This window comes from Micromonospora sp. NPDC049240 (assembly GCF_040647835.1).
Lineage (GTDB): Bacteria > Actinomycetota > Actinomycetes > Mycobacteriales > Micromonosporaceae > Micromonospora.
The window spans coordinates 40,823-67,485 of the sequence record NZ_JBEZCX010000005.1; the positions used below are offsets into that span (position 1 = coordinate 40,823).

At 73.0% G+C, this 26,663-nt stretch carries 22 protein-coding genes; 16 read left to right on the top strand and 6 right to left on the bottom strand.

Annotated features, from left to right (window positions below):
- Window positions 1-37: 37 nt before the first annotated feature.
- Window positions 38-859 (top strand): hypothetical protein, encoded by an 822-nt coding sequence (locus tag AB0B02_RS09075; RefSeq protein WP_281934140.1) that lies wholly within the window; start codon window positions 38-40, stop codon window positions 857-859.
- 100 nt (window positions 860-959) lie between these two features.
- On the opposite strand, the gene corA is transcribed toward AB0B02_RS09075, so the two are convergent.
- Together corA and AB0B02_RS09085 are read right to left on the bottom strand one after the other, a co-directional pair.
- Entirely contained in the window at window positions 960-2,108 is a 1,149-nt protein-coding gene (gene corA, locus AB0B02_RS09080) for a magnesium/cobalt transporter CorA (RefSeq protein ID WP_281934138.1), read from the bottom strand.
- Between the two features lie 283 nt (window positions 2,109-2,391).
- On the bottom strand, window positions 2,392-3,486 hold the full coding sequence (locus tag AB0B02_RS09085; RefSeq protein WP_107156499.1) for a PLP-dependent aminotransferase family protein: 1,095 nt from the start codon (window positions 3,484-3,486) through the stop codon (window positions 2,392-2,394).
- Window positions 3,487-3,692: 206 nt separating this feature from the next.
- Between AB0B02_RS09085 and AB0B02_RS09090 the strand changes: the two genes are divergently transcribed.
- Both AB0B02_RS09090 and AB0B02_RS09095 read left to right on the top strand, forming a co-directional pair.
- The gene (locus AB0B02_RS09090) at window positions 3,693-4,562 is read left to right on the top strand and encodes a 3'(2'),5'-bisphosphate nucleotidase CysQ (RefSeq protein WP_281934136.1); all 870 of its coding nucleotides are present in this window, start codon (window positions 3,693-3,695) and stop codon (window positions 4,560-4,562) included.
- Between the two features lie 104 nt (window positions 4,563-4,666).
- Entirely contained in the window at window positions 4,667-6,346 is a 1,680-nt protein-coding gene (locus AB0B02_RS09095; protein WP_281934134.1) for a hypothetical protein, read from the top strand.
- Between the two features lie 65 nt (window positions 6,347-6,411).
- Here AB0B02_RS09095 and AB0B02_RS09100 read toward each other — a convergent pair whose 3' ends face one another.
- The 4 genes from AB0B02_RS09100 to AB0B02_RS09115 are packed head-to-tail and all read right to left on the bottom strand — an operon-like array spanning window position 6,412 to window position 9,372.
- Entirely contained in the window at window positions 6,412-7,326 is a 915-nt protein-coding gene (locus AB0B02_RS09100; RefSeq protein ID WP_107156496.1) for a glycosyltransferase family 2 protein, read from the bottom strand.
- The gene (locus AB0B02_RS09105; protein WP_281934131.1) at window positions 7,323-8,321 is read right to left on the bottom strand and encodes a sulfotransferase; all 999 of its coding nucleotides are present in this window, start codon (window positions 8,319-8,321) and stop codon (window positions 7,323-7,325) included. The genes AB0B02_RS09100 and AB0B02_RS09105 overlap by 4 nt, the downstream gene beginning before the upstream one ends.
- Entirely contained in the window at window positions 8,318-8,896 is a 579-nt protein-coding gene (locus tag AB0B02_RS09110; protein WP_281934129.1) for a glycosyltransferase, read from the bottom strand. The genes AB0B02_RS09105 and AB0B02_RS09110 overlap by 4 nt, the downstream gene beginning before the upstream one ends.
- Window positions 8,896-9,372 (bottom strand): UDP-N-acetylglucosamine--LPS N-acetylglucosamine transferase, encoded by a 477-nt coding sequence (locus AB0B02_RS09115; protein ID WP_281934126.1) that lies wholly within the window; start codon window positions 9,370-9,372, stop codon window positions 8,896-8,898. The genes AB0B02_RS09110 and AB0B02_RS09115 overlap by 1 nt, the downstream gene beginning before the upstream one ends.
- A gap of 500 nt (window positions 9,373-9,872) precedes the next feature.
- On the opposite strand from AB0B02_RS09115, the gene AB0B02_RS09120 reads away from it, so the two are divergent.
- The 13 genes from AB0B02_RS09120 (at window position 9,873) to AB0B02_RS09180 (ending at window position 26,485) form a co-directional block, all read left to right on the top strand.
- On the top strand, window positions 9,873-11,729 hold the full coding sequence (locus AB0B02_RS09120; protein ID WP_281934124.1) for a Wzz/FepE/Etk N-terminal domain-containing protein: 1,857 nt from the start codon (window positions 9,873-9,875) through the stop codon (window positions 11,727-11,729).
- Window positions 11,726-12,733, top strand: a complete 1,008-nt coding sequence (locus AB0B02_RS09125) for a DUF3048 domain-containing protein (RefSeq protein ID WP_281934122.1) — start codon at window positions 11,726-11,728, stop codon at window positions 12,731-12,733. The genes AB0B02_RS09120 and AB0B02_RS09125 overlap by 4 nt, the downstream gene beginning before the upstream one ends.
- Window positions 12,730-14,220 carry an O-antigen ligase family protein gene (locus AB0B02_RS09130; protein WP_281934120.1) on the top strand — a complete coding sequence of 497 codons (1,491 nt, stop codon included), beginning with the start codon at window positions 12,730-12,732 and terminating at the stop codon, window positions 14,218-14,220. Before AB0B02_RS09125 ends, AB0B02_RS09130 begins: the two co-directional genes overlap by 4 nt.
- Window positions 14,220-15,425 (top strand): hypothetical protein, encoded by a 1,206-nt coding sequence (locus tag AB0B02_RS09135; RefSeq protein WP_281934118.1) that lies wholly within the window; start codon window positions 14,220-14,222, stop codon window positions 15,423-15,425. Before AB0B02_RS09130 ends, AB0B02_RS09135 begins: the two co-directional genes overlap by 1 nt.
- Before the next feature lie 17 nt (window positions 15,426-15,442).
- A complete protein-coding gene (locus AB0B02_RS09140) occupies window positions 15,443-16,306 on the top strand; it encodes a sulfotransferase domain-containing protein (RefSeq protein WP_281934116.1) in 864 nt (287 codons plus the stop codon).
- Window positions 16,273-17,892 (top strand): polysaccharide biosynthesis C-terminal domain-containing protein, encoded by a 1,620-nt coding sequence (locus tag AB0B02_RS09145; RefSeq protein ID WP_357298521.1) that lies wholly within the window; start codon window positions 16,273-16,275, stop codon window positions 17,890-17,892. Before AB0B02_RS09140 ends, AB0B02_RS09145 begins: the two co-directional genes overlap by 34 nt.
- Before the next feature lie 28 nt (window positions 17,893-17,920).
- Window positions 17,921-18,853, top strand: a complete 933-nt coding sequence (locus AB0B02_RS09150) for a sulfotransferase (RefSeq protein WP_281934112.1) — start codon at window positions 17,921-17,923, stop codon at window positions 18,851-18,853.
- Window positions 18,854-18,998: 145 nt separating this feature from the next.
- Window positions 18,999-20,045: a glycosyl hydrolase gene (locus AB0B02_RS09155; protein ID WP_281934111.1), complete on the top strand. Its 1,047-nt coding sequence runs from the start codon at window positions 18,999-19,001 to the stop codon at window positions 20,043-20,045.
- Window positions 20,046-20,261: 216 nt separating this feature from the next.
- The gene (locus AB0B02_RS09160; RefSeq protein ID WP_281934110.1) at window positions 20,262-23,318 is read left to right on the top strand and encodes a malectin domain-containing carbohydrate-binding protein; all 3,057 of its coding nucleotides are present in this window, start codon (window positions 20,262-20,264) and stop codon (window positions 23,316-23,318) included.
- Between the two features lie 150 nt (window positions 23,319-23,468).
- Window positions 23,469-23,918: an NUDIX domain-containing protein gene (locus tag AB0B02_RS09165; RefSeq protein ID WP_281934108.1), complete on the top strand. Its 450-nt coding sequence runs from the start codon at window positions 23,469-23,471 to the stop codon at window positions 23,916-23,918.
- Window positions 23,919-24,004: 86 nt separating this feature from the next.
- The gene (locus AB0B02_RS09170; protein WP_281934106.1) at window positions 24,005-24,736 is read left to right on the top strand and encodes a phosphocholine cytidylyltransferase family protein; all 732 of its coding nucleotides are present in this window, start codon (window positions 24,005-24,007) and stop codon (window positions 24,734-24,736) included.
- Complete coding sequence (locus tag AB0B02_RS09175) at window positions 24,724-25,791, top strand: iron-containing alcohol dehydrogenase family protein (RefSeq protein WP_281934104.1); 1,068 nt, start codon at window positions 24,724-24,726, stop codon at window positions 25,789-25,791. The genes AB0B02_RS09170 and AB0B02_RS09175 overlap by 13 nt, the downstream gene beginning before the upstream one ends.
- Window positions 25,766-26,485: a CDP-alcohol phosphatidyltransferase family protein gene (locus AB0B02_RS09180; protein ID WP_357298532.1), complete on the top strand. Its 720-nt coding sequence runs from the start codon at window positions 25,766-25,768 to the stop codon at window positions 26,483-26,485. Before AB0B02_RS09175 ends, AB0B02_RS09180 begins: the two co-directional genes overlap by 26 nt.
- Window positions 26,486-26,663: the final 178 nt, after the last annotated feature.

The window sequence follows — 26,663 nt, forward strand, 5'->3', positions numbered from 1 at the left end:
CCCGATCTGGCCATGCGGAGGCATCCGAAGGTGGAGGATGACGAAGGAACAACTCCCAGGAGGTGGGACCGTGTTTGGAATCGGGCGGCGAAAGACCCAGGGCCAGCTCGCCAAGGCCGAGCTGAACCAGGGCATCGGTCACCTGAGGCAGGCCGCCTCGCACGCGGCGAAGGGTGCCGGGGCCACGGTCGGCCCGCGGGTCCAGGCAGCCCGGGTCGCCGTCGCGCCGACCGCGGTCATGGTCCGGGACCGGGCGTCCAGCGGCGTCGCGTCGAGCGCCGCCGCGCTCGCCCCGGTGCTCCTGGCCGTGCGCAGCGCCCGGACCGAGGCGGCGGGCAAGGCGCGCACCGGTCGTCGGGCCGTGGCGGCGAAGCAGTCCGCGATGACGAAGAAGGCGAAGAGCATGAAGCCTGGAAAGAAGAAGCAGCGCAGGTCGCGGGGCATGACCGCCGGCCTGCTGGTGGCCGGCACCGTCGCCGGCCTGGCCGGGGCGATGGCCATGCGCCGTCGCCGCGAGCAGCAGGAGTGGGCCGAGTACGACCCGACCGGCACGCTCGGCCCGACCGGTCAGGACACGTTGGAGCCGATGCGGGAGGACGTGGACACGATCGTGGTGGAGACCCCGGACGCCAGCGCGAAGGTGACCCAGGCCGGCCCGGCCGGCGCCGGCAGCTCGGCGGTGGCCGACGGCAGCAGCGCCTCGACCACCACGCCCGGCCCCGACCCGGTGATCCACCCGACCAGCCAGGTTCCCTCCGTCGCCGAGGGCGCCCGGGACGTCTCCGGCCGGCCGGCCGACGACATCACCAAGGCCGTCCAGAACGGCCGGAGCGCGGCCAGGGCCAGCGGTCGCCGCTGAGCGCGGTTCGAGCTGTCGGAACAGCGCCGGCGCGCGGGCACGTCCCGCGTGGCCGGCGCTTTCGCATGCCCGGCCTACCGTGCCGGGTGGGTGTCGCCGGTCACAACCAGCCGTTGCGGCGGAACCAGCGGTAGAGGACGAACGACAGCGTCAGGTTGACCGCCCACACGCCCGGATAGCCGTACGTCCAGGTCAGCTCGGGCATGTTCTGGAAGTTCATGCCGTAGATGCCGGCGATCGCGGTCCACACCGCACCGATGGCGGCCCAGGCGGCGATCTTGCGCATGTCGTTGTTCTGGTCGACGGTGACCTGGGCCAGCCGGGCCTGGAGGATCGAGTTGAGCAGGTCGTCGTACGAGTTCACCTGCTCGACGGTTCGGCTGAGGTGGTCCTGCACGTCGCGGAAGTAGCGCCGCACCTCCTGCGGCACCGCGCGGTTGACCTGGGAGGTGAGCGTCATCAGCGGGCGCTGCAACGGCACCACCGCCCGCTTGAACTCGACCAGTTCCCGCTTCATCTGGTAGATCCGCTGGATCCGGCCGCTGCTCTGCCGGTCGAAGACGTCCGCCTCCAGCACGTCGAGGTCGTCCTCCAGCCGGTCGGCGACCTCCAGGTAGAGGTCGACCACCCGGTCGGTGATCGCGTAGGCGACCGCCCACGGCCCCTGCCGCAGCAGGTCGCGCTTCGCCTCCAGGTCGGCGCGGACCGGCGACAGCCGGCAGGCGTCCCCGTGCCGCACGCTGATCACGAAGTTCGGCCCGATGAAGAGCATCACCTGGCCGGTCTCCACCACCTCGGAGTTCTCGGTCAGCTCGGTGTGCTCGCAGTAGCGGGCGGTCCGCAGCACCAGAAAGACGATCTCGCCGAAGTGCTCCAGCTTCGGGCGCTGCTCGGCCTTGACCGCGTCCTCCACGGCCAGCTCGTGCAGGCCGAACGTGGCGGCGATCTCGGTCATCTCGGCCAGGTCGGGCTCGTGCAGGCCGAGCCAGACGAAGCCGTCCCGCTCGCGGCGGGCGGCGGCCAGGGCCTCCGCGTACTGCGGGCGGCCGGGTCGGCGCTCGCCGTCGACGTAGAGCCCGCAGTCGACGATGCCGCTGCGCCCGGGACGGGTCGGCTGGGGCGCTCGCGGGGAGCCGTCGGCGTTGAGGATGCGGGACATGGCGCGTACCGGCGCCGCCCAGGCACGTGGCCGGGGCGGCCGGTCGCCGTACTGGCCGTCGGTGCGGTCGCGTGCCACCCGGTCCGTCATCTCTCGCCCCCTCTCCACGAAGCTGCGGCTTGCAGGTTACGCCGCTCGTAGGCGGGGGCGGGCGGCCCGCGGTGCGGTGCCGGGCGGGCCGGCCGCGTCAGGGGGGTGAGGGGCGACACGGCCCACCCGGCACCCTTGGGGGCGGGAGTGATGCTGGCGGCGTCGCGATCCGGGGCCGATCGCCGAACGTGAGCGACGCTCGCAGCATTGTGGGCCGAAGGCCGGCCCGGCGGGAGAGCCGAACCGGCCAGTGGGGCCGCTCTGTCAGAAACCCGACAGAAATTCAGGCGCGAACGGCGGCCATCGCCTCGGCGAGCCGCCGCACGCCCTCGTCGATCCGGTCCGCCGTCACCGCCGAGTACGCCAACCGCAGCGCGTGCCGGCCGCCGTCGACCATGAAGTCGCTGCCCTTGACCACCGCGACGCCGCGCTCGGCCGCGGCCGGCGCCAGCCGGTCGACCTCGACGTCCTCCGGCAACTCGATCCAGAGGAAGTAGCCGCCGTCGGGCTCGACGAACCGGGCCTCCGGGATGTGCCGGCGCAGCGACTCGGCCAGCGCCCCGGCCCGCTCGCCCAGCGCCGTCCGGACCGTGTGGATCGACCGCTCGATCGAGCCGGAGACGCAGAACTGGTGCACGATCGCCTGGGCCACCATGCCCGGCGAGATGTAGAGGTTCGTGGCCCGCTTGGCGATCGCCGCGATCAGCTCCGCGGGGCCGACCAGGTAACCGACCCGCACGCCGGGGCAGACCGTCTTGGTGAAGCTGGAGGCGTGCACCACCACGCCCCGGGTGTCCATCGACAGCATCGAGGGCAGCGGCTCGCCCCGGAACCGGATGTCCGCGTACGGGTCGTCCTCGAAGATGGTGAACTCGTACTCGGCGGCCAGGTCGAGCAGCTCACGACGCTTGTCCAGGGAGAGCGTGACACCGGCCGGGTTCTGGTAGTTCGGGATCACGTGGGCCAGTCGCGGCCGGACCCCGGACTCCAGCAGCTTGCGCAGCTCGGCGGTGTCCAGGCCGTCCGGCTGGATGGTCACACCGTGCACCTCGCCGCCCATCTGCTGGAGGTTGAGCAGCGTGCGGTCGTACGTCGGGCGCTCGACGACCACCGCGTCGCCCCGGCGGACCAGGTGGTCGAAGAGGAACGCGTCGGCCTGCAACGAGCCGTTCGTGACCAGCACCTGGTCGGCCTCGACGCCGTGCTTCTCGGCGATCCACTTCCGCAGGGGCGGGTAGCCGACGGAGGTCCCGTACGCGGTGACTCCGGCAGGGTCGGCGTCGAAGGCGCGGACGGCGGCGGCCTTGAGCCCCTCGACATCGACGATGTCCAACGAGGGAGCCCCACGGGCGAACGAGATCAGCTGCTCGGCGGTCATGCGCAGAGCCTAGGGCCTGCCCGGCCGGGTCCGAACGGCATACACGCGAAGTTCAACATGCGGGCGGTCACCGGTGGCGACCAGCGTCGACAGGAAACCGAGGCCGGCTCGGGACTGTCTACGATCCGACCGGACGCTGGCGCCGGTGACACCGGTCGCCGAAGGATGACGGGTCGCGGCAGACCCGCGAGACAGGGGATGGGCTCGTGACCGAGGACGAGACGGGACGACTCGACGACCAGCAGTTCGCGCAGTGGCTGGCCACCGAGGCCGGGGCGGCGCTCACCGCGCTGCGGGACCGGCAGGGCTTCGCCGACCCGAAGGCGCTCAAGGACGCCGGCGACCGGGCGTCGCACGAGCTGATGACGGCGGCGCTGGCGCGTTGGCGTCCGGCGGACGCGGTGCTCTCCGAGGAGGAGGCCGACGCGCGCCGCGCCTGGGCGGACGGGGAGCGGGCGCCCCGGCACGAGGCGGACCGGGTCTGGATCATCGACCCGCTGGACGGGACCCGCGAGTTCTCCGAGGCCGGCCGGGACGACTGGGCGGTGCACGTGGCGCTCTGGCAGCGTTCCGCCGCGCCGGACGGCGCGCTGATCGCCGGCGCGGTCGGCATGCCGGCGCGGACCACGGTGGACGGTGCGCCGGTCGTGCTCGGCACCACCTGCCCGACGCCGAAGGCGACCGACGGGCCGATCCGGATCGCGGTGAGCCGCAGCCGCCCGCCCGCGTTCGTGGGCGAGCTGGTGGAGCTGCTGGACGCCCGGGCCGTCCCGATGGGCTCGGCCGGGGTCAAGGTGTGCGCGGTGGTGACCGGCGAGGTCGACGCGTACGTCCACGCGGGCGGCCAGTACGAGTGGGACAGCGCCGCGCCGGTGGCGGTGGCACTGGGCGCGGGCATGCACGCGTCCCGGATCGACGGCTCGCCGCTGCGCTACAACCGGGCCGACCCGCGCCTGCCCGATCTGCTGGTCTGCCGCCCCGAGTTGGCCGACCGGCTGCTCGCCGCGATCGCCCGGACCGGGGTCGAGATGCCCGCTTCGGCCGTCACCGGTGACCAGGGTGAGGCGTTCGGCTGAGAGTGACGGTACGTACGGCCAGGGTGAATCGGGGTTATCGTCGGGTGCGAATGCGCGTCCGACCTGAGTCCGAGACCACGGGCCGCCGACAGCCAGGGAGGGCCATGCCGGCCGACCGAGACCCGCACGATGCCTTCGAGGAGCCGACCGGCCTGTGGCCGGGGCAGGACATTTCTCGCCAATCGGGCAGCCCCGCGCTGCCCTGGCCGGAGACTCCGACCTCGCCACCGGAGCCGGTCCACGCACATGCCCACGGCGATCTGCCCTGGCCTGAGCGGGAGCTGCCCGGCCCCGGTCACGCGGACCGGTCCTGGGTGGACGCCGCACCGGCCTGGTCGGGGCACGAGCCGGCCGGCCGGGTCGGCGTCGAGCACGCCGCGCCCGGCCCCGACCGGGCGCCCACCGCCTGGGCCGACGGCACGACCACCGCGTCCGCCCACTGGGGCGACGCAACGACGGCCACCGCCCGCTGGGGCGACGCGCCCACCGCGCCGGCGGACTGGGCCGAGGAAACGACCGCGTCCGCGAGCTGGGGCGGGACCCCGCCCGTCGGCTGGGGCGGGGAGGCATCCGCCGGGTGGGGCGCGGCGACGACCGCGACCGCCACGCTGACCGGGCCGCCGCCCGGAGGCGTACCCACCGGGCCGGACGCCCGGCCGGGCGCGGGCGGTCCCGGCCAGCCGCCGCACCCACCGGTCGCCTCGGACCCGCCGCCCGGCGGGCCCCGGCGGCGCTGGCGCGCGGTGCTGGCGACGGCCGTCGCGCTGGCCCTGACCGGCGGTGGCGTCGCGGTGGCCGCGCTGCGACCGGACGCGACCAACCCGCAGGCCAGCGAGGTGCCGAAGAGCGCCGGCCCGGCCCCGTCGGCCGGTCTGGGCGCGCCGGCCACGCCCGGCGCCGCCCCGAGCGCGGACCAGGGCCTCGGCGGCAAGCCCGGCGCGAAACCGTCGGCCTCCGCCGCCCCGGGCGCCAAGGGCTTCGCCGGTACGCAGCAGACGCTGCCCGGCGCGTCGATCGGCGTGCAGAACGGGGAGAGCTTCGGCCAGGCGCTGAGCCGTTCCGATCGGACGTTCGGCAAGCTCCAGATGGCCCGGATCTTCTTCCCCGGCCTGCCGCCGGCCTGGTCGGGCAGTCGTGCCGACGTGGTCGACCGCACCGTGGTGGTGTCCTTCAAGGCGTCACCCCAGGAGATCAACTCCGGCCGGCACGACTCCCGCCTGCGCTCCTGGTTCGCCTCGATCCCGCGCGACCACAACGTGTACTGGTCCTACTTCCACGAGCCGGAGGACGACGTCGAGCGCGGCGCGTTCAGCACCGACGCGTACCGGACGGCGTGGAAGCGGGTCGCCGGCCTGGCCGACCAGGCGGGCAACCCCCGGCTGATCAACACGCTGATCCTGATGTGCTGGACGCTCGACCCGAAGTCCGGGCGCAGCTTCGACGCGTTCTACCCGGGCGGCAACGTGATCGAGGCGCTCGGCTGGGACTGCTACAACTGGGGCAAGAAGTGGAAGCGGTACGCCTCGCCGCAGGAGATCTACGGCCCGATGATCAGCAAGTCGAAGGCGCTGGGCAAGCCGTGGGGCGTCGCGGAGACCGGCAGCGACCTGGTGCCCGGTGACGCCGGCGCCGGCCGCGCCGAATGGATCCGGTCCATGAGCGGCTTCCTCAACGGCCAGCGGCCGGAGTTCGTGGCCTACTACAACCAGACCGTCAGCCAGGGTGACTTCCGGCTGCTCGACCAGCCGAGCATCCAGGCGTGGAAGGCGTTCTGCGTGGCCTGACGCGGCCGACGGACCACGAAACGGGCGGGCGACCGAGGTCGCCCGCCCGTTTCGTCGCGTTCGGCTCAGATGCCCCGGCCGCGCTTGTGCAGCGTGCGCAGCACCCGGTCGGCCTGCACCGCCCGGCTCGCCACCGCCAGCGCCAGGTAGGCGCGCGGCTCCTTCGGGTTACGGGCCAGCGTGCGCCGGGCCCACCGGACCGCGTCCCGCCGGTTGCCCATCGCCGCCTGCGCGAACGCGATCTGCCCGGCCACCCGGGCCTCGCCGTGCGGCACGGTGGCGAACTCGGGATAGCGGCGCAGCAGCCACTGCAACGCGGTCGAGATGGTCTCCCAACGCTGCGCGAAGTAGGACCGCTTGTGCCAGCGCACCAGCACGTACGGGCTCTCCACGTTGACCAGCGGCGCGTACCGGGCGGCCCGGAGCAGGAACTCGTAGTCCTCCGCGTAGCTGCCCGGGATCTGCTCGTCGACCAGCCCGATCGCGTCGAGCAGCGCGGCCCGGCGGATCAGGAACGTGGACGGGTGCAGCTCGGTGAGCCGGTCCCGGAGCAACGCCTCCAGCGAGATCCGCGCCCGGTCCAGCGAGCGGTCCACCGTCCGGTCGTCGTAGCTGACCCGGATGCCGCAGCTCACCAGCGCGCCGTCCGGGTGCGCGTCGAGCGCCCCGAACTGGGCGGCCAGCTTGCCGGGCAGCCACTCGTCGTCGTCGTCGCAGAACGCCACCCAGTCGCCGGTGGCCGCCTCGATGCCGGTGTTGCGCGCCCCGGCCAGCCCCGCGGTGCGGGTGTTCGTGATGACCCGGACCCGCCGGTCACCGCGGTCGGACTCCAGCGACCGGTCCGGCTCGGACTGGTCGTAGACCACGATCGCCTCGATCAGGCCGGGGTGCGCCTGGCTGAGGATGGCGTCGAGCGCCGCCCGCAGCAGCTCCGGACGGTCCCGCGTCGGTACGACGACCGAGATGCTCGGCCCACTCATGTTCTCTCCACGGATTCGTCGGATCCCCGCTGGCCCAGGTAGCCGTAGCGGACTCGGAGCGGCAGCGTGGCCAGGCTGACCACGGCCCGGCTGCGGCGTGGCAGGCGGTCCCGCCACGCCTCGTCCCGGCGTACCGTCAGTGGGCCGCCGCTGAACCGCAGCGGGTTGCCCGCGACGCTGTGTGCGCGGAACGGCGCGGCTGGCGCGGCTGCCGGGTCCGGCGCGTCGCCGGCCAGGATGCGCAGCGCCGCCGGGTCGTCCGGCAGGCCGCTGAAGTCCCGCACCCGGCGTACGGTGCCGGCCGGGTCGGCAGTGAAGTCCTCGTAGCGCAGCCGGAGCACCTTCGCCCGCTGCGCGAGCAGGTGGAACGCGGCGTTCTGCGCGGTCCAGAGCTTGCTCACCTCGAACGGCGAGAAGGTCGGCATGAAGTCCTCGCCGTCCACCACCTCGGGCCGGCGCACCTGCTTGCCCCAGGAGTACGCGACCGCCCGGCTGTCCCGGACCAGGTGCAGCACCCGCAGGTCGAGCCCGTCGGCCCAGCTCAGCGCAAAGGCGAGCGAGGCGTGTTTGCTGGAGTCGACCACCACCCGCGCCCCGGTCACCGCGAGCGCGGCGCGGTAGATCCGGGTGTAGAGGTCGGCGTAGCGGCGGACGTCGGCGAGTTGCTCCGGCGGGAGCGAGGTCTTCGCCAACCGGGGGATGTGCCGGGTCCGGTCCACGCGATCCTTGAGCGCCAGCACGTCGTCCCGGTCGATCGCGGACCAGCCGCCGAACGCCTGCTCGCCGACCTGCTGCCAGAACGGGCAGGCGGTGAACCGCTCCCCGCAGCCGCACCGCTCGTCCGCGCCGAGCGCCCGCTCCCAGAGGTGCACCACCTCACCGACCGCGCACACGTCGGGACTCTGCGCCAGCAACAGCTCCAGCAGCGTGGAGCCGCTGCGGCCGAGACCACCGACGAAGAGCACCCGCGGCTGCCCCGGCTCCGGGGCGCTCATCCGCGCCGCCCGCCGGCCCGCTGGCGGACCCGTCTGGCCACCAGGTCGTCGATCACGGCGCCGACCCGGGCGACCGCCTCGGCGCGCGGGTCCGGCCGGCCGGGGTCGGCGGCCAGCACGAACCGGCCCGGGTCGGTCAGCCCTTCGTCCAGCGCGGCGAGCAGCTCGGCCTCGGTCTCGCAGAGCCGGACCATGCCGGCCGCGCCGAGCCGCCGGGAGAACAGCTGCTGGTGGTTGTCGACGTGCTCGTCGTGGGCCGGGTCGCGGGGCACCACGATCGGCAGGTGGCCGGTGCGGCGGGCCTCGGTGATGGTGGCCGGCCCGCCGTGGCTGACCACGAGCGTGGCCTCGGCCATCGCGCGCTGCAGCTCCTCGTGGCCGAGGAACGGGGTGGCCTCGGGCAGGGCCGGCGGGCGGCTGTGGCCGTACTGGAGGACCAGCCGGATGCCGGGGCGGGCGGCGTGCCAGCGCTCCAGCCAGCCGACGAGGCGGTCGAAGCGGTGCACGTCGGTGCCGACCACGACCAGCACGTAGGGCCCGGACCGTCGGTCCCGCTGCTGCGGAATGAGCCCCATCAGAGGAGGTTCCCCACGACGGTCGCCTCCGGGTACATCCGGCGCTGCTCCTCCCACTGCACGAGCATCGCGGAGAGGAACGGCCGGCAGAGCCGGGCGGTCAGCGTCGCGCTGTCGATGCGGTCGTAGACCTCGATGTAGACCGTGGGGATCCGGCGCAGCCGGGCCGCCACCACGAACGGCAGGGCGACGCCGGCGCCGGTGGTGACCACCGCGTCCACCCGGCGTCGGCGGATCACCTTCAGCGCGAGGAACGCGTTGCGGACCAGGTTCTTGACGTTACGGGTGGTGGGGTGGTGCGCCCAGACCACGTCCTCGCCGTCGAGCAGCGAGCGGGCGTCCGGTGTGTCGAAGGTGACCCATGCCCGGTCGCGTTCCCGGTACCACGGTTCGAGAGCCAGGAGCTGGGCCAGATGCCCGCCACTGGAGCCGACCAGCAGGACCTGCCCCGAGCCCTCGGTTGACCCGCTCACCACAACGTTTCCTCCCGTAACCGTGCGACCGCGCCCGGATTTACGTGAATGACCCTCGGACGCGCCCTGACAACCTACTGGCGCGGCCTGGGCAACTGAAGGGGCCGTTGGACGGATCCCGGCCGGCCGGTCGGGTCACCTCGGTATTCCCGTCGCCGGGATCCGGCCGGCGGTGCGACCCGCCAGGTCAGCCGCGTTGAGCCCGGGTCGGTGGGCCGGGACCACGGGCCCCCGGGGGGATGTGTCAGGATTCCGTCACCGCTCCGTACGCGAGCCGGCGGCGACGCCGACTCCCGGGGGCAGGTCGGGCCCGATGCCGGGAAACCCGCTGAATGGCCAGCACAGATCGGCCATCTCTCCGCGGGCTGCCCACACCTGGGCAGGCTTACCGGAACGTGAGCAGACTTTCCCTCAACGTTCGGATCGGGGACACTCGAAGTCACGGTCAGTTCCAGCTGTGCCGTGGACTGCCCGGCTCGGTCGAAAGGGAGCGACAGACTCTGATGCCCTCACCCCATTTGGCCGAGAACGACTCCGACGGTCTTGCCCTGATGGCGTACCTGGGCTGGTTGCGCCGCCGCTGGTGGATCCTGCTGCTCGCCGCGGTCCTCGGCCTGGCCGGCGGCCTGGCGATCAACCAACTCCAGGACGCGCGCTACACCTCGACCACCTCGCTGCTGGTACGCCCGCTCGGCTCCGGCGCGGAGAGCAACCCGAACGCCAAGGTCAACCTCGACACCGAGGCGCAGGTGGTCCGGTCGCTCGTGGTGGCGGAGCGGGCAAAGGGCCTGATGAAGGTCACCACCGGCGGTGACGAGCTGGTCAAGTCCGTGACCGTCAGCGTCCCGCCGAACAGCCAGATCCTCCAGGTGGCCTACGAGGCGGGCACCCCCGCGCAGGCGCAGTCGGGCTCGCACGCCTTCGCGCAGGCCTACCTCGACCTGCGCAAGGCCACCGCGCAGAAGGCGCTGGAGAACGAGACCAACGCGCTCAAGCAGCAGATCGCCGACCTGAACAAGCAGCTCAGCGCCGTCGCCGGGCGGATCGCGGCGGCCCCGGCCAACTCCCCCGAGCGGGAGCGCGCCGAGGCCGACCGCAGCGTGCTGACCAACCAGCTCAACGGGTTGAACAACCGGCTCAGCCCGCTGGTCTCGGCCGACTCCGACCCCGGTGAGATCATCTCCGACGCCCGGCTGCCCGAGCGGCCCAGCTCGCCGAACCGCACGCTGAACCTGGCCAGCGGCATGGGCGCGGGGCTGCTGCTCGGCATCGTGCTGGCGCTGGTGCTGGACCGGCTCGACACCCGGATCCGGCGCGGGCGCGACATCTCCGACCGGGTCGGCCTACCGCTGCTGCTGGAGCTGAACACCCGCCCGCCGTCGCTCTCCGTCCTGCCCGCCACCCACCGGATCTCCCGCGAGCTGGGCCGGCTGCGCAATGTGCTGCTCTCCGCCGTCCCCGAGTCGGCCCAGGCCGGCCGCGGTCGTCAGCTCCTGCTCTGCGACGGCTCGGCCGGCACCGCCGCCGGGTTCGTCGCCGCCAACCTGGCCGCCGCGTACGCCCGCACCGGCGCGCAGGTCGCGCTGGTCACCACCAAGGCGGACTCGGCGCTGAGCGGCATCACCGGCGTCGCCGAGGGACGGCACAGCCTCGCCTCGGTGCTCCGCCGCGACGTGCCGGTGCTCAAGGCGCTCGCGCCGGTGCCGGGCCTCGGCCAGCTCCGGGTGCTCGTCCCCGGCGAGCTGGACGCGGAGGTGGAGCTGCCGGTCGCCGGTCTGCTGGAGATCCTGCACGAGCTGACCGCACGCTTCGACCACGTGCTGATCGAGACCGGGCAGCCGACCCAGGCCGTGGAGGCCCAGGCGCTGGGCCGCTACGTCGACGCGGTGATCGTGGTGGCCGAGTCCGGCAAGACCCGCAGCGGTGAGATCACCGCCGCCCTCCAGCAGTTCGAGCAGGTCAACGCGCCGGTCATCGGTGCGGTGCTGGCACCGCGCCTGCCCGCGCCGACCGGCGGCGCGATCCGACCCGTCGCAGCGGCCGGCTCGACCACCCCGACCACCTCGGCGACGCCTGCCAACCGGCCCAAGCCGCGACCGAGCCCCGGCCCGTCCGCCGAGTCGACAATGGTGCTGCCGCGCATGCAGTCGTCCCGTTCCGGCCCGGCCGTCGGGTCGCCGAAGCCGGCCGCCCCGGGCAAGGGCGCCGCGCCGGTGAAGCCGCCGGTCGGCCCGGGCAAGCCGCAGGCCGGTCCCGGCAAGCCGATGCCGGTCAACGGCACCGGTGGCACCTACCGTTCCCGGGGCGACGGCGGTGACGGCCGCAGCTACGCCATCGACTCCGGCGAGGACCTGGGGTGAACCGCCGGCAGATGCTCCGCGCCGCCCTCGCTCCGGCCGTCGTCCTCGGCGTCGGCACGGGGTGCAGCGAGCCCCAGCCCAAGCCGGGCAGCGTCGACGTGGCCGACCCGGGCAGCGTCGCCGCGACGCCACCGTCCGCCAGTCCGACGTCGAGCCTGCCCACCGGCCCGCTGACCGGGGCGCCGGTCGGCACCCCGGCGGCAGCCACCCGCCAGGCGGTCGCGGTGCCGATGCGGGTGAGCCCCGCCACCACCCCGGCCGGGCTGGACGCCGCCGATCTGGTCTACGCCGAGTTCGCCGAGTCGGACACGCTGCACCTGACCGCCGTGTTCCACTCCCGGGACGCCAGCAAGATCGGGCCGGTGACCGAGATCCGGCCGGTCGACATCCGCTCGGTCTCGGTGCTGCGCCCGTTCGTGGGGTATGACGGCGGTCCGACCGGTTTCCTCAGCCAGTTCGAGAGCTCCGACCTCGACGGCGTCACCCCGGACGACGACGGCAAGGTCTTCAGCGGCGACTACACCTCGACGGCCGCGCTGCTCAAGGCCGCCCCGAAGGGGGGTCAGCCGCCCACGCCGGCGCTGGACCACGCCACCGACGGCGACGCGCTGGCCGCCCGGGACCTCGTGCCCGCCACCGAACTGTCGATCACCGTCTCCGGCGGCCCGCCGATGGTCTGGCGGTACGACCAGCCCAAGGCCCGCTGGGTGGGCAAGGTCGGCTCCGCGACGGTGACCGCCGCCTCGGTGATCGTGCTGACCATGGAATACCGCACGTTGGAGGTGCGTAAGCCGTCGTTCCGCGCGCTGCCGTCGGCGAACGTCTTCGGCGAGGGCGCGGTGCTCGCGGTGTCCGGTCCGACCAGCGCGAAGGGCCGCTGGCGCAAGCCCGGCCTGGGGATGGTATGCACGCTCGCCGATGTCGGGGGTGACCTGCTGCACCCGCAACCCGGCAACGCCTGGGTGATCTACGCGCCGACCACCGCCAAGGTCACCGTGAAATGAGCACCGTCACCCCACCCCGCCCGGCGCGCGGGTCGGTCCCGGTGGGCGCGGTGGTGCCGCCGCCCGGGGGCAACCGCCTCGCCCCGGTGCGGGCCCGACCGAAGGGCTGGTCCTGGCGGCTGCCGACCGCGTGGCCGCTGATCTCGCTCTTCCTGCTCTGGCCGGTGTGGTGGGCGCTCGGGGTGTCCAGCTTCGTCTTCATCATCTTCGCGGTGCCGATGGTGGTGCAGATGGCCCGGCGCGGTCCGGTCCGGGTGCCGCCCGGCTTCGGCATCTGGCTGATCCTGCTGCTCTGGCTGTTCCTGTCCGTCTCGACGCTCGGGCTGACCGCCCCGAACACGTTGCCGCCCGGCGGTGGCAGCGGCCGCTATCTCGGCTGGGCCATCCGGCTGGCCAACTTCGTCGCGATGACCGTGGCCATGCTCTACGTCTACAACCTCAGCGAGAAGGAGCTGTCCCGGCGCCGGATGATCCGGCTCTTCGGGTTCATGGGCGTGGTGGTGGTCGTCGGCGGCTGGCTCGGCTCGCTCTTCCCCACCATGGGGTTCGTCGCGCCGCTGCGCTTCGTCCTGCCGCACTCGATCGCCACCCACCCCTTCGTCGCCTCGCTGATGGACGTGAAGTTCGCCCAGGTGCAGCAGGTGATCGAGGGGGAGGCCAGCTCACCGCGACCGTCCGCGCCGTTCACGTACACGAACTCGTGGGGTGAGAACACCGCGATCCTGCTGGTCTGGCTGATCGTCGGCTGGGTGGTGCTGGGCAGGCCGCTGCGCCGGACCGCCGGCGTGGCGATCGCGCTCGCCGCGATCTTCCCGATCATCTACTCGCTCAACCGCGGGCTCTGGATCGGTCTCGGCATCGCCGCGGTCTATGTGGCGCTCCGGCTCGCACTGCGCGGCCGGATGGTGGTGCTCGGTGGGCTCGCGCTGGCGGTCGGGCTGATCGGCGTGCTGATCGTCGCCACCCCGCTCGGCCGGACGTTCGACGAACGGTTGCAGAACGGGCACAGCGACGACATCCGCACCACGCTGTCCGAGGGCGCGGTCGCCGCCGCCAACCACTCGCCGATCCTCGGCTACGGCGGCAACCGCGCGCTGGTCGGCAGCAACCGGTCCATCGCGATCGGCAAGTCCGACGACTGCAAGCAGTGCGGCAACCGGGAGCTGGGCAGCAACGGCCAGCTCTGGGCGCTGCTCGTCGGCCAGGGCTGGGTCGGCGCGCTGGCCTACAACGGCTTCTTCCTCTACTGCCTCTGGCGGTACCGGCGCGACCACAGCGCGATCGGGATCGCCGGCACGCTCGTGATCATCCTGATGCTCTTCTTCCAGTTCACCTACGGCGCACTGGAAGCCACCCTCGCCTACGCCCTGATCTCCGTCGCCCTGCTGGCCCGCAACGACCAGCTCCGCCGCGCGCTCGCGCCGGCACCACCCAAGGGCACGATCGCCGGGCTACGGGCCCGACTGGAAGCAGCCGGTGAACGTTGATGGTGCTCCGCGTACCCCCGGACGGCGACGGCCGTTCCGCCTACCTCGGTGAGCTGGCCGACCTGATCTGGCCCGCACCTGCCGAACCCGCGCTGCGCCGGGGCGGCGCCGGCTGGGTGGTGGTGCCCTCGGCCGCCCGCCCCCGGCTGCTGGTGCCCACCGGCTCGGGCCGGGCCGCCGCCGGCGCCGTCCGGCACTCCACCGAGGCGGTCGGCCGCAAGGCCAAGCTGGTCCGGCAGGGGCTGGCCACCGCGTTCCGGCTCGGGCTGGGGCCGGTGGTGTTCCGCGACCGGCTGGTGGTCGCCGGTGGCGGGCTGGACGCCTACCTGACCGAGGTGCTGGGCGAGCCGGCGTTGGTCAGCCTGCACATCGGTCCGGCGCGGGCCAACCGCAAACCGGTGCTGCAACTGCTCGCCCCGGACGGCCGGGCCCTCGGCTACGCCAAACTCGGCGTCGACCCGCTGACCCGGGCCCTGGTCGACGCGGAGGCCGCCGCACTGCGCCGCCTCGCCGGCCTGCCGCTCGGCCCGGTGGTCCTGGCCGGGGTCCGCCATCACGGCGACTGGCACGGGCACGCGCTGCTGGTCCAGGAGGCGCTGCCGGTGCGGCTGCCCCGGGCCGCCCCGGCCGACGCGGCGGCGGCCGAGCGGGCCGCCATGGTGGCGGTGGCCGGCTGTCTCGGCGTACGCCGGGAGTCGTGGGCGGGCAGCGGGCACGCGGCCCGGCTCGGTGCGGCGGTGGACGCGCTCGGTGACCGGCCGGAGGCCGGGCGGCTGCGCGCGGCGCTGACGGCGGTCGCGGACGCCGACCCGGTGGTGGCGTTCGGCGCCTGGCACGGGGACTGGAACGGCGGCAACAGCGCGGTGCTGGCCGACGGCCGGGTGCTGGTCTGGGACTGGGAGCGGTTCGAGGCGGACGTGCCGGCCGGCTACGACGCGCTGCACCTGGCGGTGCAGGGCGCGATGAGCCACGCCGGGGTGGAGCCGATCGAGGCCGCCCGCGCGCTGATCGCCGGCGCGGACCGGACGCTCGCGCCGTTCGAGCAGGTCGGTGGGGGCGCCGACCTCGTCGCCGTGCTCTACCTGGTGGAGCTGGCGGCACGTTATCTGCGGGACCGGCAGGCCGAGGCGGGTGCGCGGCTGGGGCACGTCGACACCTGGCTGCTGCCCGCCGTCGAGGAGCACCTGGCCCGCCGGGCCCGGTGAGAGTGAGGAGTGGGGACGTGACGGTGGCCAGGGAGCAGGCGCTCCGCGCGGTGAAGTCGGTGAGTCGGACGGTCGGTCGGTTGACCGCGGGCTCCCGGATGGTGCCGGGATTCCTGATCGTGGGGGCGCAGCGCTGCGGCACCACCTCGCTGTTCAAGACGCTGTCGCAGCACCCCGGCGTGCTGCCGCCCGCGTACCACAAGGGCGTGCACTACTTCGACGTCGACTACCACCGGGGGATGAGCTGGTATCTCGGCCACTTCCCCACCAACGGCAAGGCGGACGCGGTGAAGGCGCAGCTCGGCGTGCGCGGGATCACCGGCGAGTCGAGCCCGTACTACATGTTCCACCCGCTGGCCGGGCAGCGGATCGCCAAGGACCTGCCGTCGGTCAAGCTGCTGGTGCTGCTGCGCGACCCGGTGGAGCGGGCCTACTCGGCGCACTCCCACGAGCTGGCCCGCGGCTACGAGACCGAGGCGGACTTCGAACGCGCGCTGGCGCTGGAGGAGCAGCGGACCGCCGGTGAGCGGGAGCGGATGACCGCCGACCCGACGTACGCCAGCGAGCACTTCCAGCACAACTCCTACCTGGCCCGGGGCCGCTACATCGAGCAGGTGGAGCGGCTGGAGGCGCTGGTCGGCCGGGACCGGCTGCACGTGATCGACAGCGATGACTTCTTCGCCGACCCGCGACCGTCCTTCGACGCGGTCTGCGACTTCCTGGAGCTGCCCCGCTGGGCGGACATCGCGTTCGGCAAGCACAACTCGCGGTCCCGTGCACCGATGTCGGCAGAGCTGCGGGCCCGGCTGGAGGACCACTTCGCCCCGTACGACGAGCGGCTGGCCACGTGGTGGGGACGCGTGCCGTCGTGGCGGCGGTGACCCGGCAGGACGCCGACGCCACGGTCGTCCTGCCGGCGGTCGGGCCGGGTCCGGGCGCGGGCGCGGGCCTGGGCGGCGCGGCCCGGCAGGGCTTCGCCAACCTGCTCGGGGTGGGGCTGGCCGCAGTGGCCGGCTTCGGTCTCAACATCGTCATCGCCCGGGGCTGGTCGGTCCGCGAGGCCGGCATGTTCTTCGCCGCCACCAGCGCCTTCATGATCGCCGCGTCGACGGCCCGGCTCGGCACCGACGTGGGCACCGTCTACTTCGTCAGCCGGCAGCGCACGCTGGACCGGCGGGACCAGATCCGCGGCACGATCCTGGCCGGTCTGCTGCCGGTGCTGGTGGTCGGCGCACTGCTGGGCGTGGCCGGCTGGCTGGCCGCCCCGGCGCTGGCCCGGGCGACCATGCCGGAGGCCGGTCCGGGCGCGGTGACCGCGCTGCGCATCCTGCTGGCGTTCGTGCCGCTGGCCGCGCTCAACGACTACGCGCTGGCCGCCTGCCGCGGCTTCGGTCAGATGCGCCCGCTGCTGACCGTGGAGCGGCTCGGCCGCACGCTTGTGCAGTTCCTGGCCGTGGCGGTGGCCGCCTGGCTCGGGCTCTCCGCCACCGTCGCGTTGCCGCTGGCCTGGGTGGTGCCCTACCTGCTCGCCGCCGTGGTCGCGCTGGTCTGGCTGGGCCGGCTGGTCGGCCGGGCCGGCCGGCAGGTGACCCGGCCGGTCCCGGTCGGCGAGATGGTCGGGCCGTTCTGGCGGTTCACCGGCCCCCGCGCGATCAGCAGCGTGGCCGCGATCGTGGTGCAGCGGATGGACATCGTGCTGCTCAGCGCGCTGCGCGGGCCGGCGGACGCGGCGATCTACACGGCGGCGACCCGGTTCCTGGCGTTGGGTCAGCTCTCCAGCGTCGCGCTCTCCAGCTCGGTGCAGCACCGGCTGGCCGCCGCGTTCGCCCGGGACGACCGGGCCGACGCCCGGCAGCTCTACCAGGCCGCCACCGGCTGGCTGGTGCTGCTCTCCTGGCCGGCGTACCTCGTCTTCGCGGCGTTCGCCGCGCCCATGCTGTCGCTGTTCGGCGCCGGCTACGACGACGGTCGCCGGGTGGTCGTGCTGCTCGCGCTGACCATGCTGGTGGCGACCGGGTGCGGCATGGTCGACATGGTGCTCAACATGGCCGGCCGGACCGCGTGGACGTTCTACAACGCGATGGGCGGCACGGTGCTCAACGTGGTCGCCAACCTGCTGCTCATCCCGCGCTACGGCATCCTCGGCGCGGCCCTGGCCTGGACCCTCTCCATCCTGGTCACCAACCTGGTGCCGCTGACCCAGCTCTGGTGGTCGATGCGGCTGCACCCGTTCGGCGCCGGCACCCGGGCCGCGATGGCGTTGGCCGTCGCCGCGCTGGGCCTGCCGCTCGGCGTGGCCACCCTGCTCGGCGCGACGCCGCCGGTGCTCGCGCTGGTGGCGGTCGCCGGGGTGGCGGCGTACCTGGCGGGGGCGTGGCGCTGGCGGCGCACGCTGCACCTCGACGCGCTCCGGTCGCTGCGCCGGGGCCGCAACCGCGCCGGGGCGGACCCGGCGACCCGGTCCTGACCGTTCCTGCTCACCGATGGGATCTTCGATGACCAGCGACTCCCCCCTCGCCCCGCACGCCGGGCTGTCCACGGTGAAGGCCGCGAAGCTCGCCGCGGTCGGCCTGCTGGCGGACCGCAAGGAACGCCGGGACCTGGAGCGGCCGGTGGAGGCCGGCAAGCGGAAGCTCACGCTGAAGGTGGAGCGACCGATCTTCATCCTCGGCGCCCCGCGCTCCGGCACCACGTTCCTGGGTAGCTGTGTGGGGGCGCTGCCGGACGTGTCTTACCACTACGAACCGCGGCTGACCAAGGCGGTCGCCCGCTGCGTCTACGAGGGAAGCTGGACCCGGCAACGCGCCGCGCGCTACTTCCGTGGCTACTACGGCGCGCTGCTCGCCGCCGCCGGCCACGGTGGGCTGCGGTTCGCCGAGAAGGACCCGGAGAACTGTTTCATCGTGCCGTTCCTGGCCGAGGTCTTCCCGGACGCGGTCTTCCTGCACGTCTACCGGGACGGCCGGGACGTGGCCGTGTCGCACGCGGAGCAGCCCTGGTTGAACGCCGCCTCGACGGGCAGCGGGCGCAGCGGTCGCGGCGGTACGCCGTGGGGCGCCGCGCCGCGGTTCTGGGTGGAGCCGGAGCGGCGCGAGGAGTTCACCCGCGTCTCCGACCTGGGGCGGTCTGCCTGGATGTGGCGGCGCTTCACCAGCAGCGCGTTGGCCCAGCTCGCCGCGCTGCCGGCGGACCGGGTCCGGCACCTGCGTTACGAGGACGTGGTCACCCGGCCGGCCGAGGCGGCCGAGGTGGTCGCCGATTTCCTGGAGGTCGGCGACCCGGCCGGCCGGCAGGCGCTGCACGCCCGGTTCGGGCAGGCCCGGCCCGGCTCGGTGGGGCGCTGGCGGAAGCGACTGACCGAAGAGGATCTGACCGACGTGCTGGCCCAGGCCGGACCGCTGTTGACGGAACTCGGCTACCACCCGTGAGGGCGCTGGCACGGGTAGAGTGCCAGGGGTCGCCCGCCCGGCCCGGCGTGCCGTCCCGCTGACGCGGGCCCGCCCGGCAGACATGACAGTGGACCGGCGACCATCCTGGGGAGAGGTTGCGGTGGTACGACGGTTACGACGGACGATGGCGACCGTGTTCGCGTTGGCTCTCCTGGCTCCGGCGGTCGCGGCGTGCGACTCCGGGTCGGGCGACCGGGCCGGGGAGACCGCGTCGGCGGTGCCGCCGCCACCCACGGTGACGCCCCGCAAGGGCGCGGTCCAGACCACCGGGCGCGGGCCGGAGCTGCCGGACAAGGGCGCCTGGGTGGGCGCCTGGGTGAAGCCGCAGTTCCACAACGCCACCGGCCGGGCGGCGGCGTGGGACGACTTCAACCGGGCGGCGGGCGGTCAGCTCGCCATCGCGCACATGTTCCACGAGTGGAACGAGCCGTTCCCGGGTGGCACCGAGCGGGCGTTCCAGGCCCAGGGCAAGCTCCAGATGATCTCCTGGCAGGGCACCGACACCCGGTCGACGGTCAGCGGCGTCTACGACAACCTGATCCGGCAGCGGGCGCAGGACGTCAAGGCGTTCGGGGTGCCGGTGCTGCTGCGCTACCGGTGGGAGATGGACCGGCCGAACCTGGCCGCCAGCATGCACTCCCCGGAGGACTACGTCGCCGCCTGGAAGCACGTGCGCGCCATCTTCACCGAGGTCGGCGCCACGAACGCGGCCTGGACGTGGTGCCCGCACGCGGACGGGTTCGCCGAGCCGGAACGCCGGGCCGCCGACTACTACCCCGGTGACGACCAGGTCGACTGGCTCTGCACCGACGTCTACCCGAGCCCGGAGTGGAACAGCTTCAGCAACCGGATGGACCACTTCATGGCGTTCGCCAAGAAGCATCCGCGGCCGGTGGTGATCGGCGAGTTCGGGCTGACCCAGGACGGCCGGCCGGGCCAGCGGGCCGGGTGGATGCGCGAGGTCGGTCCGTACCTGAAGAAGCACCCGCAGATCAAGGCCGTGATCTATTTCGCGGCCAAGCAGACCGAGAAGCCGCTGTACGACAGCACGTTCGGCAACGACCCGGAGAGCGCGGCGGTGTTCCGCGAGCTGGCCACCGATCCGTACTTCAATCCGCCGATGCCGGATCTCAGCGCCTCCGGTGCGCCATCTCCCGCACGCACAGAGTGATCTTCACTCGTCTTTTCGTTCGGCTCGGGTCGATTGTTGTGTCAAAAAGGCCGGTCCCGGGTGGACGGGCGGCAGGCGAATGCGAGAAGGTATTGCTCTCACGTCTGCGGTCGGCCGTGCGACGCCACACCTCGCGTCGGCACCGGCCACGATCGCAGCGCCTCCGACGTTCCCCCGGAGCAGCCTGTGCCTTCCTCGATCCTGAGACACCGATCGGTGTCCGCCTTCGGTGCTGCCGTGCTCGGCATCGCCACCCTGTTCACACCGGTGCCGGCACTCGCCGCACCGGCGGCCACGGTCGCGCCCGACCACAGCACGCTGGTCGGCGAGGTGCCCTCGGACAAGACGCCGAACATCAACGACGGCAACGTCGTGGCCATCCACGACGCCGGCACGAAGGTGATCGTGGGTGGCTCGTTCACCAACGCGCAGAACCGCGGCTCCTCACCCACCCCGGTCGACCGCCGGGGCCTGCTCGCCTTCGACAAGGCGACCGGCAAGATCGACAACGCGTTCGCGCCGGTGCTCGACGGTGACGTCACCGCGATCATCGCCGGCCCGACCGCGGGCACGGTCTACGTCGCCGGCACGTTCAACAAGGTCGGCGACAAGAACTTCCGCAAGCTCGCGCTGCTGAACGTCGCGGACGGCACCCCGGTCGACGGCTTCAAGGGCCCGGCGTTCAACGGCACGGTCAACGACATCGCGCTGATCGACGGCCACCTGCTGGTCGGCGGCATCTTCAGCACGGTCACCGCGACCACCAACCGGAACGGGCTCGCCTCGCTGAACCCGACCACCGGCGCGGTGGACGACTACCTGACCGTGTCGCTGACCGAGCACCACAACTGGACGCCGACGAACGGTGGCGCCTCGGCCGGCGTCGGCGTCGAGAAGCTGACCGTCTCGCCGGACGGCAAGCACCTCGTGGTGATCGGCAACTTCAAGAAGGCCGACGGCGCGGTGCACGACCAGATCGTGCGGATCAACCTGGGCACCGGCTCGGCCACCGTCGCCGACTGGAACACCGACGACTACTCGGGCGCCTGCAAGTACAGCGCGTTCGACTCGTGGGTCCGGGACGCGCAGTTCTCCCCCGACGGCAAGTACTTCGTGGTGGTCACCACCGGCGCGTCGTACCCGGGCACGCTCTGCGACTCGGCGGCCCGCTGGGAGACCGACGCCACCGGCGCCGGCCAGAAGCCCACCTGGACGAACTTCAGCGGCGGCGACACGTTCCTCTCCGTCGGCATCAGCGAGAAGGCCATCTACGTCGGCGGCCACTTCCGCTGGTCGAACAACCCGCTCGCCCGCGACAAGGCCGGCCCGGGCGCGGTGCCGCGGGCCAGCATCGCGGCCCTCGACCCGGCCAGCGGGCTGCCGCTGGCCTGGAACCCGGGCCGCAACCCGCGCGGCTACGGCGTCACCGAGATGCTGGTCACCCCGCAGGGCCTCTGGCTCGGCAGCGACCAGGACTACATCGGCAACTTCGAGTACCAGCGGAAGAAGATCGCCTTCTTCCCGCTGGACGGTGGCAGCACCCCGCACTCGACCAGCACCAAGGGCCTGCCGGGCGACGTCTACCAGGCCGGCCGCGCGGCGCAGACCGAGGTCCTCTACCGGGTCAACGCGGGTGGCCCGGCCATCCCGGCGACCGACGGCGGGCCGGACTGGGCCGCCGACACCGACACCGCGCCCAGCCCGTACCACAACAGCGGCAACAGCGCGAAGGCGTACCCGACCAACGCGACGTTCGACGCCACGGTGCCGGCCAGCACCCCGGCGACGCTGTTCAACACCGAGCGGTGGGACCAGTCGACCGCGCCGGACATGCAGTGGGACATCCCGGTCGCGGCCGGCACCCGGGTGGACGTCCGGCTCTACCTGGCCAACCGTTACGCCGGCACCGCCACGGCGGGCAAGCGCAAGTTCGACGTCAGCGTCGACGGCGTGCTCAAGCTGAACGACTTCGACCCGGTGGCGGCCGCCGGCGGCACCGACCGCGGCACCATGCAGTCCGTCTCCGTGGTCAGCGACGGCGTGGTCGACATCGACTTCGGTCGGGTCCTGGAGAACCCGCTGGTCCAGGGCATCGAGGTCGTCAAGACCGCGCCGACGCCCGACGCGTCGGACGTGCTCTACCGGGTCAACGCCGGTGGCGACCAGCTCGCCGCGCCGAGCGGCCCGGCCTGGGCCGCCGACACGCTGGCCGCGCCGAGCGCCCTGCACAACGCGGGCAACACGGTGACGACGTACACCACCGACGCGACGGTCGACGGCACCGTGCCGGCCGGCACGCCGGCCCAGCTCTTCAGCAGCGAGCGGTGGGACGAGTCGCCCGCGCCGGACATGCAGTGGGACTTCCCGGTCCCGGCCGGCACGCCGGTGCAGGTGCGGCTCTACCTCGCCAACCGCTGGTCGGGCACCGCCACCGCCGGCAAGCGCAAGTTCAACGTCAGCATCGACGGCGTGCAGAAGCTGAGCAACTTCGACCCGATCGCCGCGATCGGCGCCACCAACAAGGGCACCATGCGGGCGTTCGCGGTCACCAGCGACGGCAACATCGACGTCGACTTCGGTCGGGTCCTGGAGAACCCGCTGGTGCAGGGCATCGAGGTCGTCAAGCTGCCGCCGGTGCCGCCGGCCACCACCGTCGACAGCATCACCAAGCGGTCGTACGACGGCGCGACCGGCGTCGGCAACGCGATGTCGGTGCCGAACCCGGACAACACCCGCTGGTCGACCGTCAAGGGCGCGTTCTGGGTCGGCGGTGACCTGTTCTACGGCGTCGGCGGCGACCTCTACAAGCGCTCGTTCGACGGCACCGAGTTCGGCACCCCGAAGAAGCTCGACCCGTACCACGACGAGAAGTGGGACCAGGTCGTCACCGGCTCCGCGCCGGAGGGCCAGACGTACGCGGGCATGACCACCAACTTCGCCGCCGAACTGCCCAACGTGACCGCGATGTTCTACAAGAGCGGTCGGATCTACTACGCGCTGGCCGGCCAGGCCACGCTGTTCTCGCGGCAGTTCACGCCGGACACCGGCACGGTCGGCGCGGAGCGGACCACGATCACCGGGACCACCGCGTTCGCGGACGCGGGCGGCCTGTTCCTGGACGGCGACAAGCTCTACGTCGTCTCCCGGAGCACCGGCACCCTGTCCTCGATGGACTGGGCGGACGGCGTGCCGACCGGTTCCGCCACCACCCGCAGCGGTCCCGCCGTCGACGACGTGGACTGGCGGGGCACGGCGGTCTTCGTCGGTCCCTGACGTTCACCTCGCACGACGCGATGGCCCGGCCGGTATCGGCCGGGCCATCGCCCGTGTAAGGCGGGGCCCCCGCTTAACGCCTGCGGTAGAGGAAGGCGCCCCGCTTGACACCACATCGCCGGGAGCGGCGCGGATGGCTACTGTCGGAGCGTGCCCACCGACCCCCTCCGCCGTGCCGGCGCGCTGATCGTCGACGACGACGGCCGCATCTTCGTCCAGCGTCGCTCGCCCCAGCGGCGTCTCTTCCCCAACTGCTGGGACATCGCCGGCGGCCACCTCGAGCCGGGCGAGGAGATCGACGACGCGCTGCGCCGGGAGGTCGCCGAGGAGACCGGCTGGGCGGTGTCGCACGTGCTCGGCCTGGTCGGCGAGTACCGCTACACCGGCGACGACGGGCTGGACCGGGTGGAGACCGACTTCCTGGTCCGGGTGGACGGCGACCTGAGCCGGCCGCGCCTGGAGCCGACCGAGCACACCGAGTTCCGCTGGCTGGCGGAGCGGGACATCGCCCTGCTGGACGAGCACCGGGACGTCAACGACGGGCTGCTCCGGCGGATCGTGGCGGACGGCTTCGCGGCGCTGCGGTCGATCGGGCTGTAAGGCGATCATGGCCTGAACCACGGCCGCCGGGCCGCCGACGATATCCTCACCTCGTGGAATCCGGTCGAGAAGAGGAGCGTGTCGGCATGATCGGGATGGTGCTCGCCGCGGGTGCGGGGCGCCGGCTGCGGCCGTACACGGACACCCTGCCCAAGGCCCTGGTGCCGGTCGACGGGGAGGTCACCATCCTCGACATCGCGCTGCGCAACCTCGCCGCGGTGGGGCTGACCGAGGTCGTCATCGTGGTCGGCTACGCGGCCGACGCGGTCCGGCAGCGGCAGGCCGAGCTGGCCGGGAAGTACGGCGTCACGATCACACTCGTCGACAACGACAAGGCCGAGGAGTGGAACAACGCGTACTCGCTCTGGCTGGCCCGGGAGCACTTCTCCCGGGGGGTGCTGCTGGTCAACGGCGACACCGTGCACCCGGTGAGCGTGGAGAAGACGCTGCTGGCCGAGCGCGGCCCGGGCATCCTGCTGGCCGTCGACACGCTCAAGCCGCTGGCCGAGGAGGAGATGAAGACCACCTTCGACGCGGCCGGCCAGCTCACCCGGATCACCAAGCTGATGGACCCGGGCGAGGCGTACGGCGAGTACATCGGCGCGACGCTTATCGAGCCGCAGGTGGCCGACGCGCTCGCCGACGCGCTGGAGGCGACCTGGCGGCGCGACCCGAACCTCTACTACGAGGACGGCTACCAGGAGTTCGCCGACCGGGGCGGCGAGGTGCGGGCGGCGCCGATCGGTGACGTCTCCTGGGTCGAGGTCGACAACCACGAGGATCTGGCCCGGGCGCGGGAGATCGCGTGCCGCTACTAGCCCGTAGCGTCCTCACCCCGCTGCACATCGACGTGCGGCGGGGCGCGGTGGCGGACCTGGCGGCGATCCTCTCCGACGGCCGGATCTCGGCCGGCGGCGACGTCGCCGTGGTGGTCGGGCCGGGGCAGGGCGAGAAGATCGCCGAGCTGATCCGGCCGTCGCTGCGGTCGGCGGACGTGTTCACCGTGGCCGGGGGCACCCTCGACGCCGCCGACGAGCTGGGCGGCAAGCTGCGCGCCCGGTCGTACGACGCGGTGGTCGGCATCGGCGGCGGCAAGACCATCGACGTGGCGAAGTACGCGGCCACCCGGCGTGGGCTGCCGATGGTGACGGTGGCGACCGCGCTCGCAAACGACGGCATCGCCTCCCCGGTGGCCAGCCTGATCACCGAGGGTTTGAAGGGCTCCTACGGGGTGCACATCCCGATCGCGGTGATCGTCGACCTCGACTTCGTGGAGGCCGGGCCGGAGCGGCACAACCGCGCCGGCATCGGCGACGTGGTCAGCAACATCAGCGCGCTGGCCGACTGGGAGCTGGCCCGGCGGGTACGCGGCGAGCCGGTCGACGGGCTGGCCGCCTCGCTGGCCCGCGCCGGCGCGGAGGCGGTGCTGAACCATCCGGGCGACATGACCGACGACGCGTTCGTCACGGTGCTGGCCGAGGCGTTGATCTCCAGCGGCCTGGCGATGGCGGTCTGCGGCACCAGTCGCCCGTCCAGTGGCGGCTGCCACGAGATCATGCACGCGATCGACGCGCTCTTCCCGGGCACCGCCTCGCACGGTGAGCTGGCCGGGCTCGGCGCGTTGTTCTGCACGTTCCTGCGTGGCGACGAGCGCCGGTTCGCGGAGATGTCCGCCTGCCTGGCCCGGCACGGGCTGCCCCGGCTGCCGTCCGAGGTGGGGTTGACCGACCACCAGTTCGTCGAGGCGGTGCAGTTCGCGCCGGCGACCCGGCCGGACCGCTACACCATCCTCGAACACCTGACGATGTCCGCTTCCGAGACCCGGGAGCGGCTGGCAGACTACGCCGGTGCCCTCCGCGACCACCTTGGCTGAGCCCCGTCCCACCGTTGCCGACTTCCACCGGGTCAACCGGGGAGGCGGCCTGTTCAGCGAGTCGATCAGCCAGTGGATCGGGGCGGCGTTCGCGCTCGTCGCCCAGCGGCTGGGGCTGCGCCCGACCGCGCTGACGCTGGCCAACCTGGTGCTGGGGCTGGCCGCCTCGGTGACAGTGGTCGCGCTCGCCGACGACGTGGCCGCCGGCACCGTTCCCGCCTGGGTGGTCGGCCTGGTCGCGCTGGTCGGCTGGCAGATCGCGTACGCGTTGGACTGCGCCGACGGGCAGCTCGCGAGGGTGACCGGTCAGGGCAGCGCGGCCGGCGCCCGGGTCGACGTGCTCTGCGACGTGGCCGCCCAGATCGCGCTGGTGGCCGCGTTGTCCGCCACGGCCGTGGCGCAGCGCCCGGCCACGCCGGTCTGGCTGGTGGCGGTGTTCGCCGGCACCTGGATGGTCAACCTGGTGACCTCGGTGATGCAGTCCGGCCCGAACGCGGCCAGCATGGTCACCTCGACCTCGTTCCCGGTGCGCGTGGTGAAGCTGGTCCGCGACTACGGCGCGGTGATCTTCCTGGCCGGACTGGTGCTGGTGTTCGCGCCCGCGCTGGCGTTCTGGGTGGTGGTGGCGTTCACCGTGGTCAACGGCGGTTTCCTGCTCTCCAGCATCGCCTTCTCCGCCCGCGCCGCGTGGTAAGGAAGGGCCCCTGTCAATACTGCAACGGCCGGTCGTGGCTTCGGCTGGTGATCGTTCGTTAGCTGGTTGTGGTGAATGCGCAGTTGGTCGGGTCGTGGGATGCCAAGTTGGAGGAGCAATACCACGCCAAAGGTCTGAACACTAGCCGAGGACGGACCTCGATATGCCCGCCGAAATT

Bases quoted from the DNA above. Each gene is read 5' to 3' on its own strand.
- AB0B02_RS09075 (WP_281934140.1), top strand. From the start codon at position 38: ATGACGAAGGAACAACTCCCAGGAGGTGGGACCGTGTTTGGAATCGGG.
- corA (WP_281934138.1), bottom strand. From the start codon at position 2,108: ATGACGGACCGGGTGGCACGCGACCGCACCGACGGCCAGTACGGCGAC.
- AB0B02_RS09085 (WP_107156499.1), bottom strand. From the start codon at position 3,486: ATGACCGCCGAGCAGCTGATCTCGTTCGCCCGTGGGGCTCCCTCGTTG.
- AB0B02_RS09095 (WP_281934134.1), top strand. From the start codon at position 4,667: ATGCCGGCCGACCGAGACCCGCACGATGCCTTCGAGGAGCCGACCGGC.
- AB0B02_RS09100 (WP_107156496.1), bottom strand. From the start codon at position 7,326: ATGAGTGGGCCGAGCATCTCGGTCGTCGTACCGACGCGGGACCGTCCG.
- AB0B02_RS09105 (WP_281934131.1), bottom strand. From the start codon at position 8,321: ATGAGCGCCCCGGAGCCGGGGCAGCCGCGGGTGCTCTTCGTCGGTGGT.
- AB0B02_RS09110 (WP_281934129.1), bottom strand. From the start codon at position 8,896: ATGGGGCTCATTCCGCAGCAGCGGGACCGACGGTCCGGGCCCTACGTG.
- AB0B02_RS09120 (WP_281934124.1), top strand. From the start codon at position 9,873: ATGCCCTCACCCCATTTGGCCGAGAACGACTCCGACGGTCTTGCCCTG.
- AB0B02_RS09130 (WP_281934120.1), top strand. From the start codon at position 12,730: ATGAGCACCGTCACCCCACCCCGCCCGGCGCGCGGGTCGGTCCCGGTG.
- AB0B02_RS09135 (WP_281934118.1), top strand. From the start codon at position 14,220: ATGGTGCTCCGCGTACCCCCGGACGGCGACGGCCGTTCCGCCTACCTC.
- AB0B02_RS09150 (WP_281934112.1), top strand. From the start codon at position 17,921: ATGACCAGCGACTCCCCCCTCGCCCCGCACGCCGGGCTGTCCACGGTG.
- AB0B02_RS09155 (WP_281934111.1), top strand. From the start codon at position 18,999: ATGGCGACCGTGTTCGCGTTGGCTCTCCTGGCTCCGGCGGTCGCGGCG.
- AB0B02_RS09170 (WP_281934106.1), top strand. From the start codon at position 24,005: ATGATCGGGATGGTGCTCGCCGCGGGTGCGGGGCGCCGGCTGCGGCCG.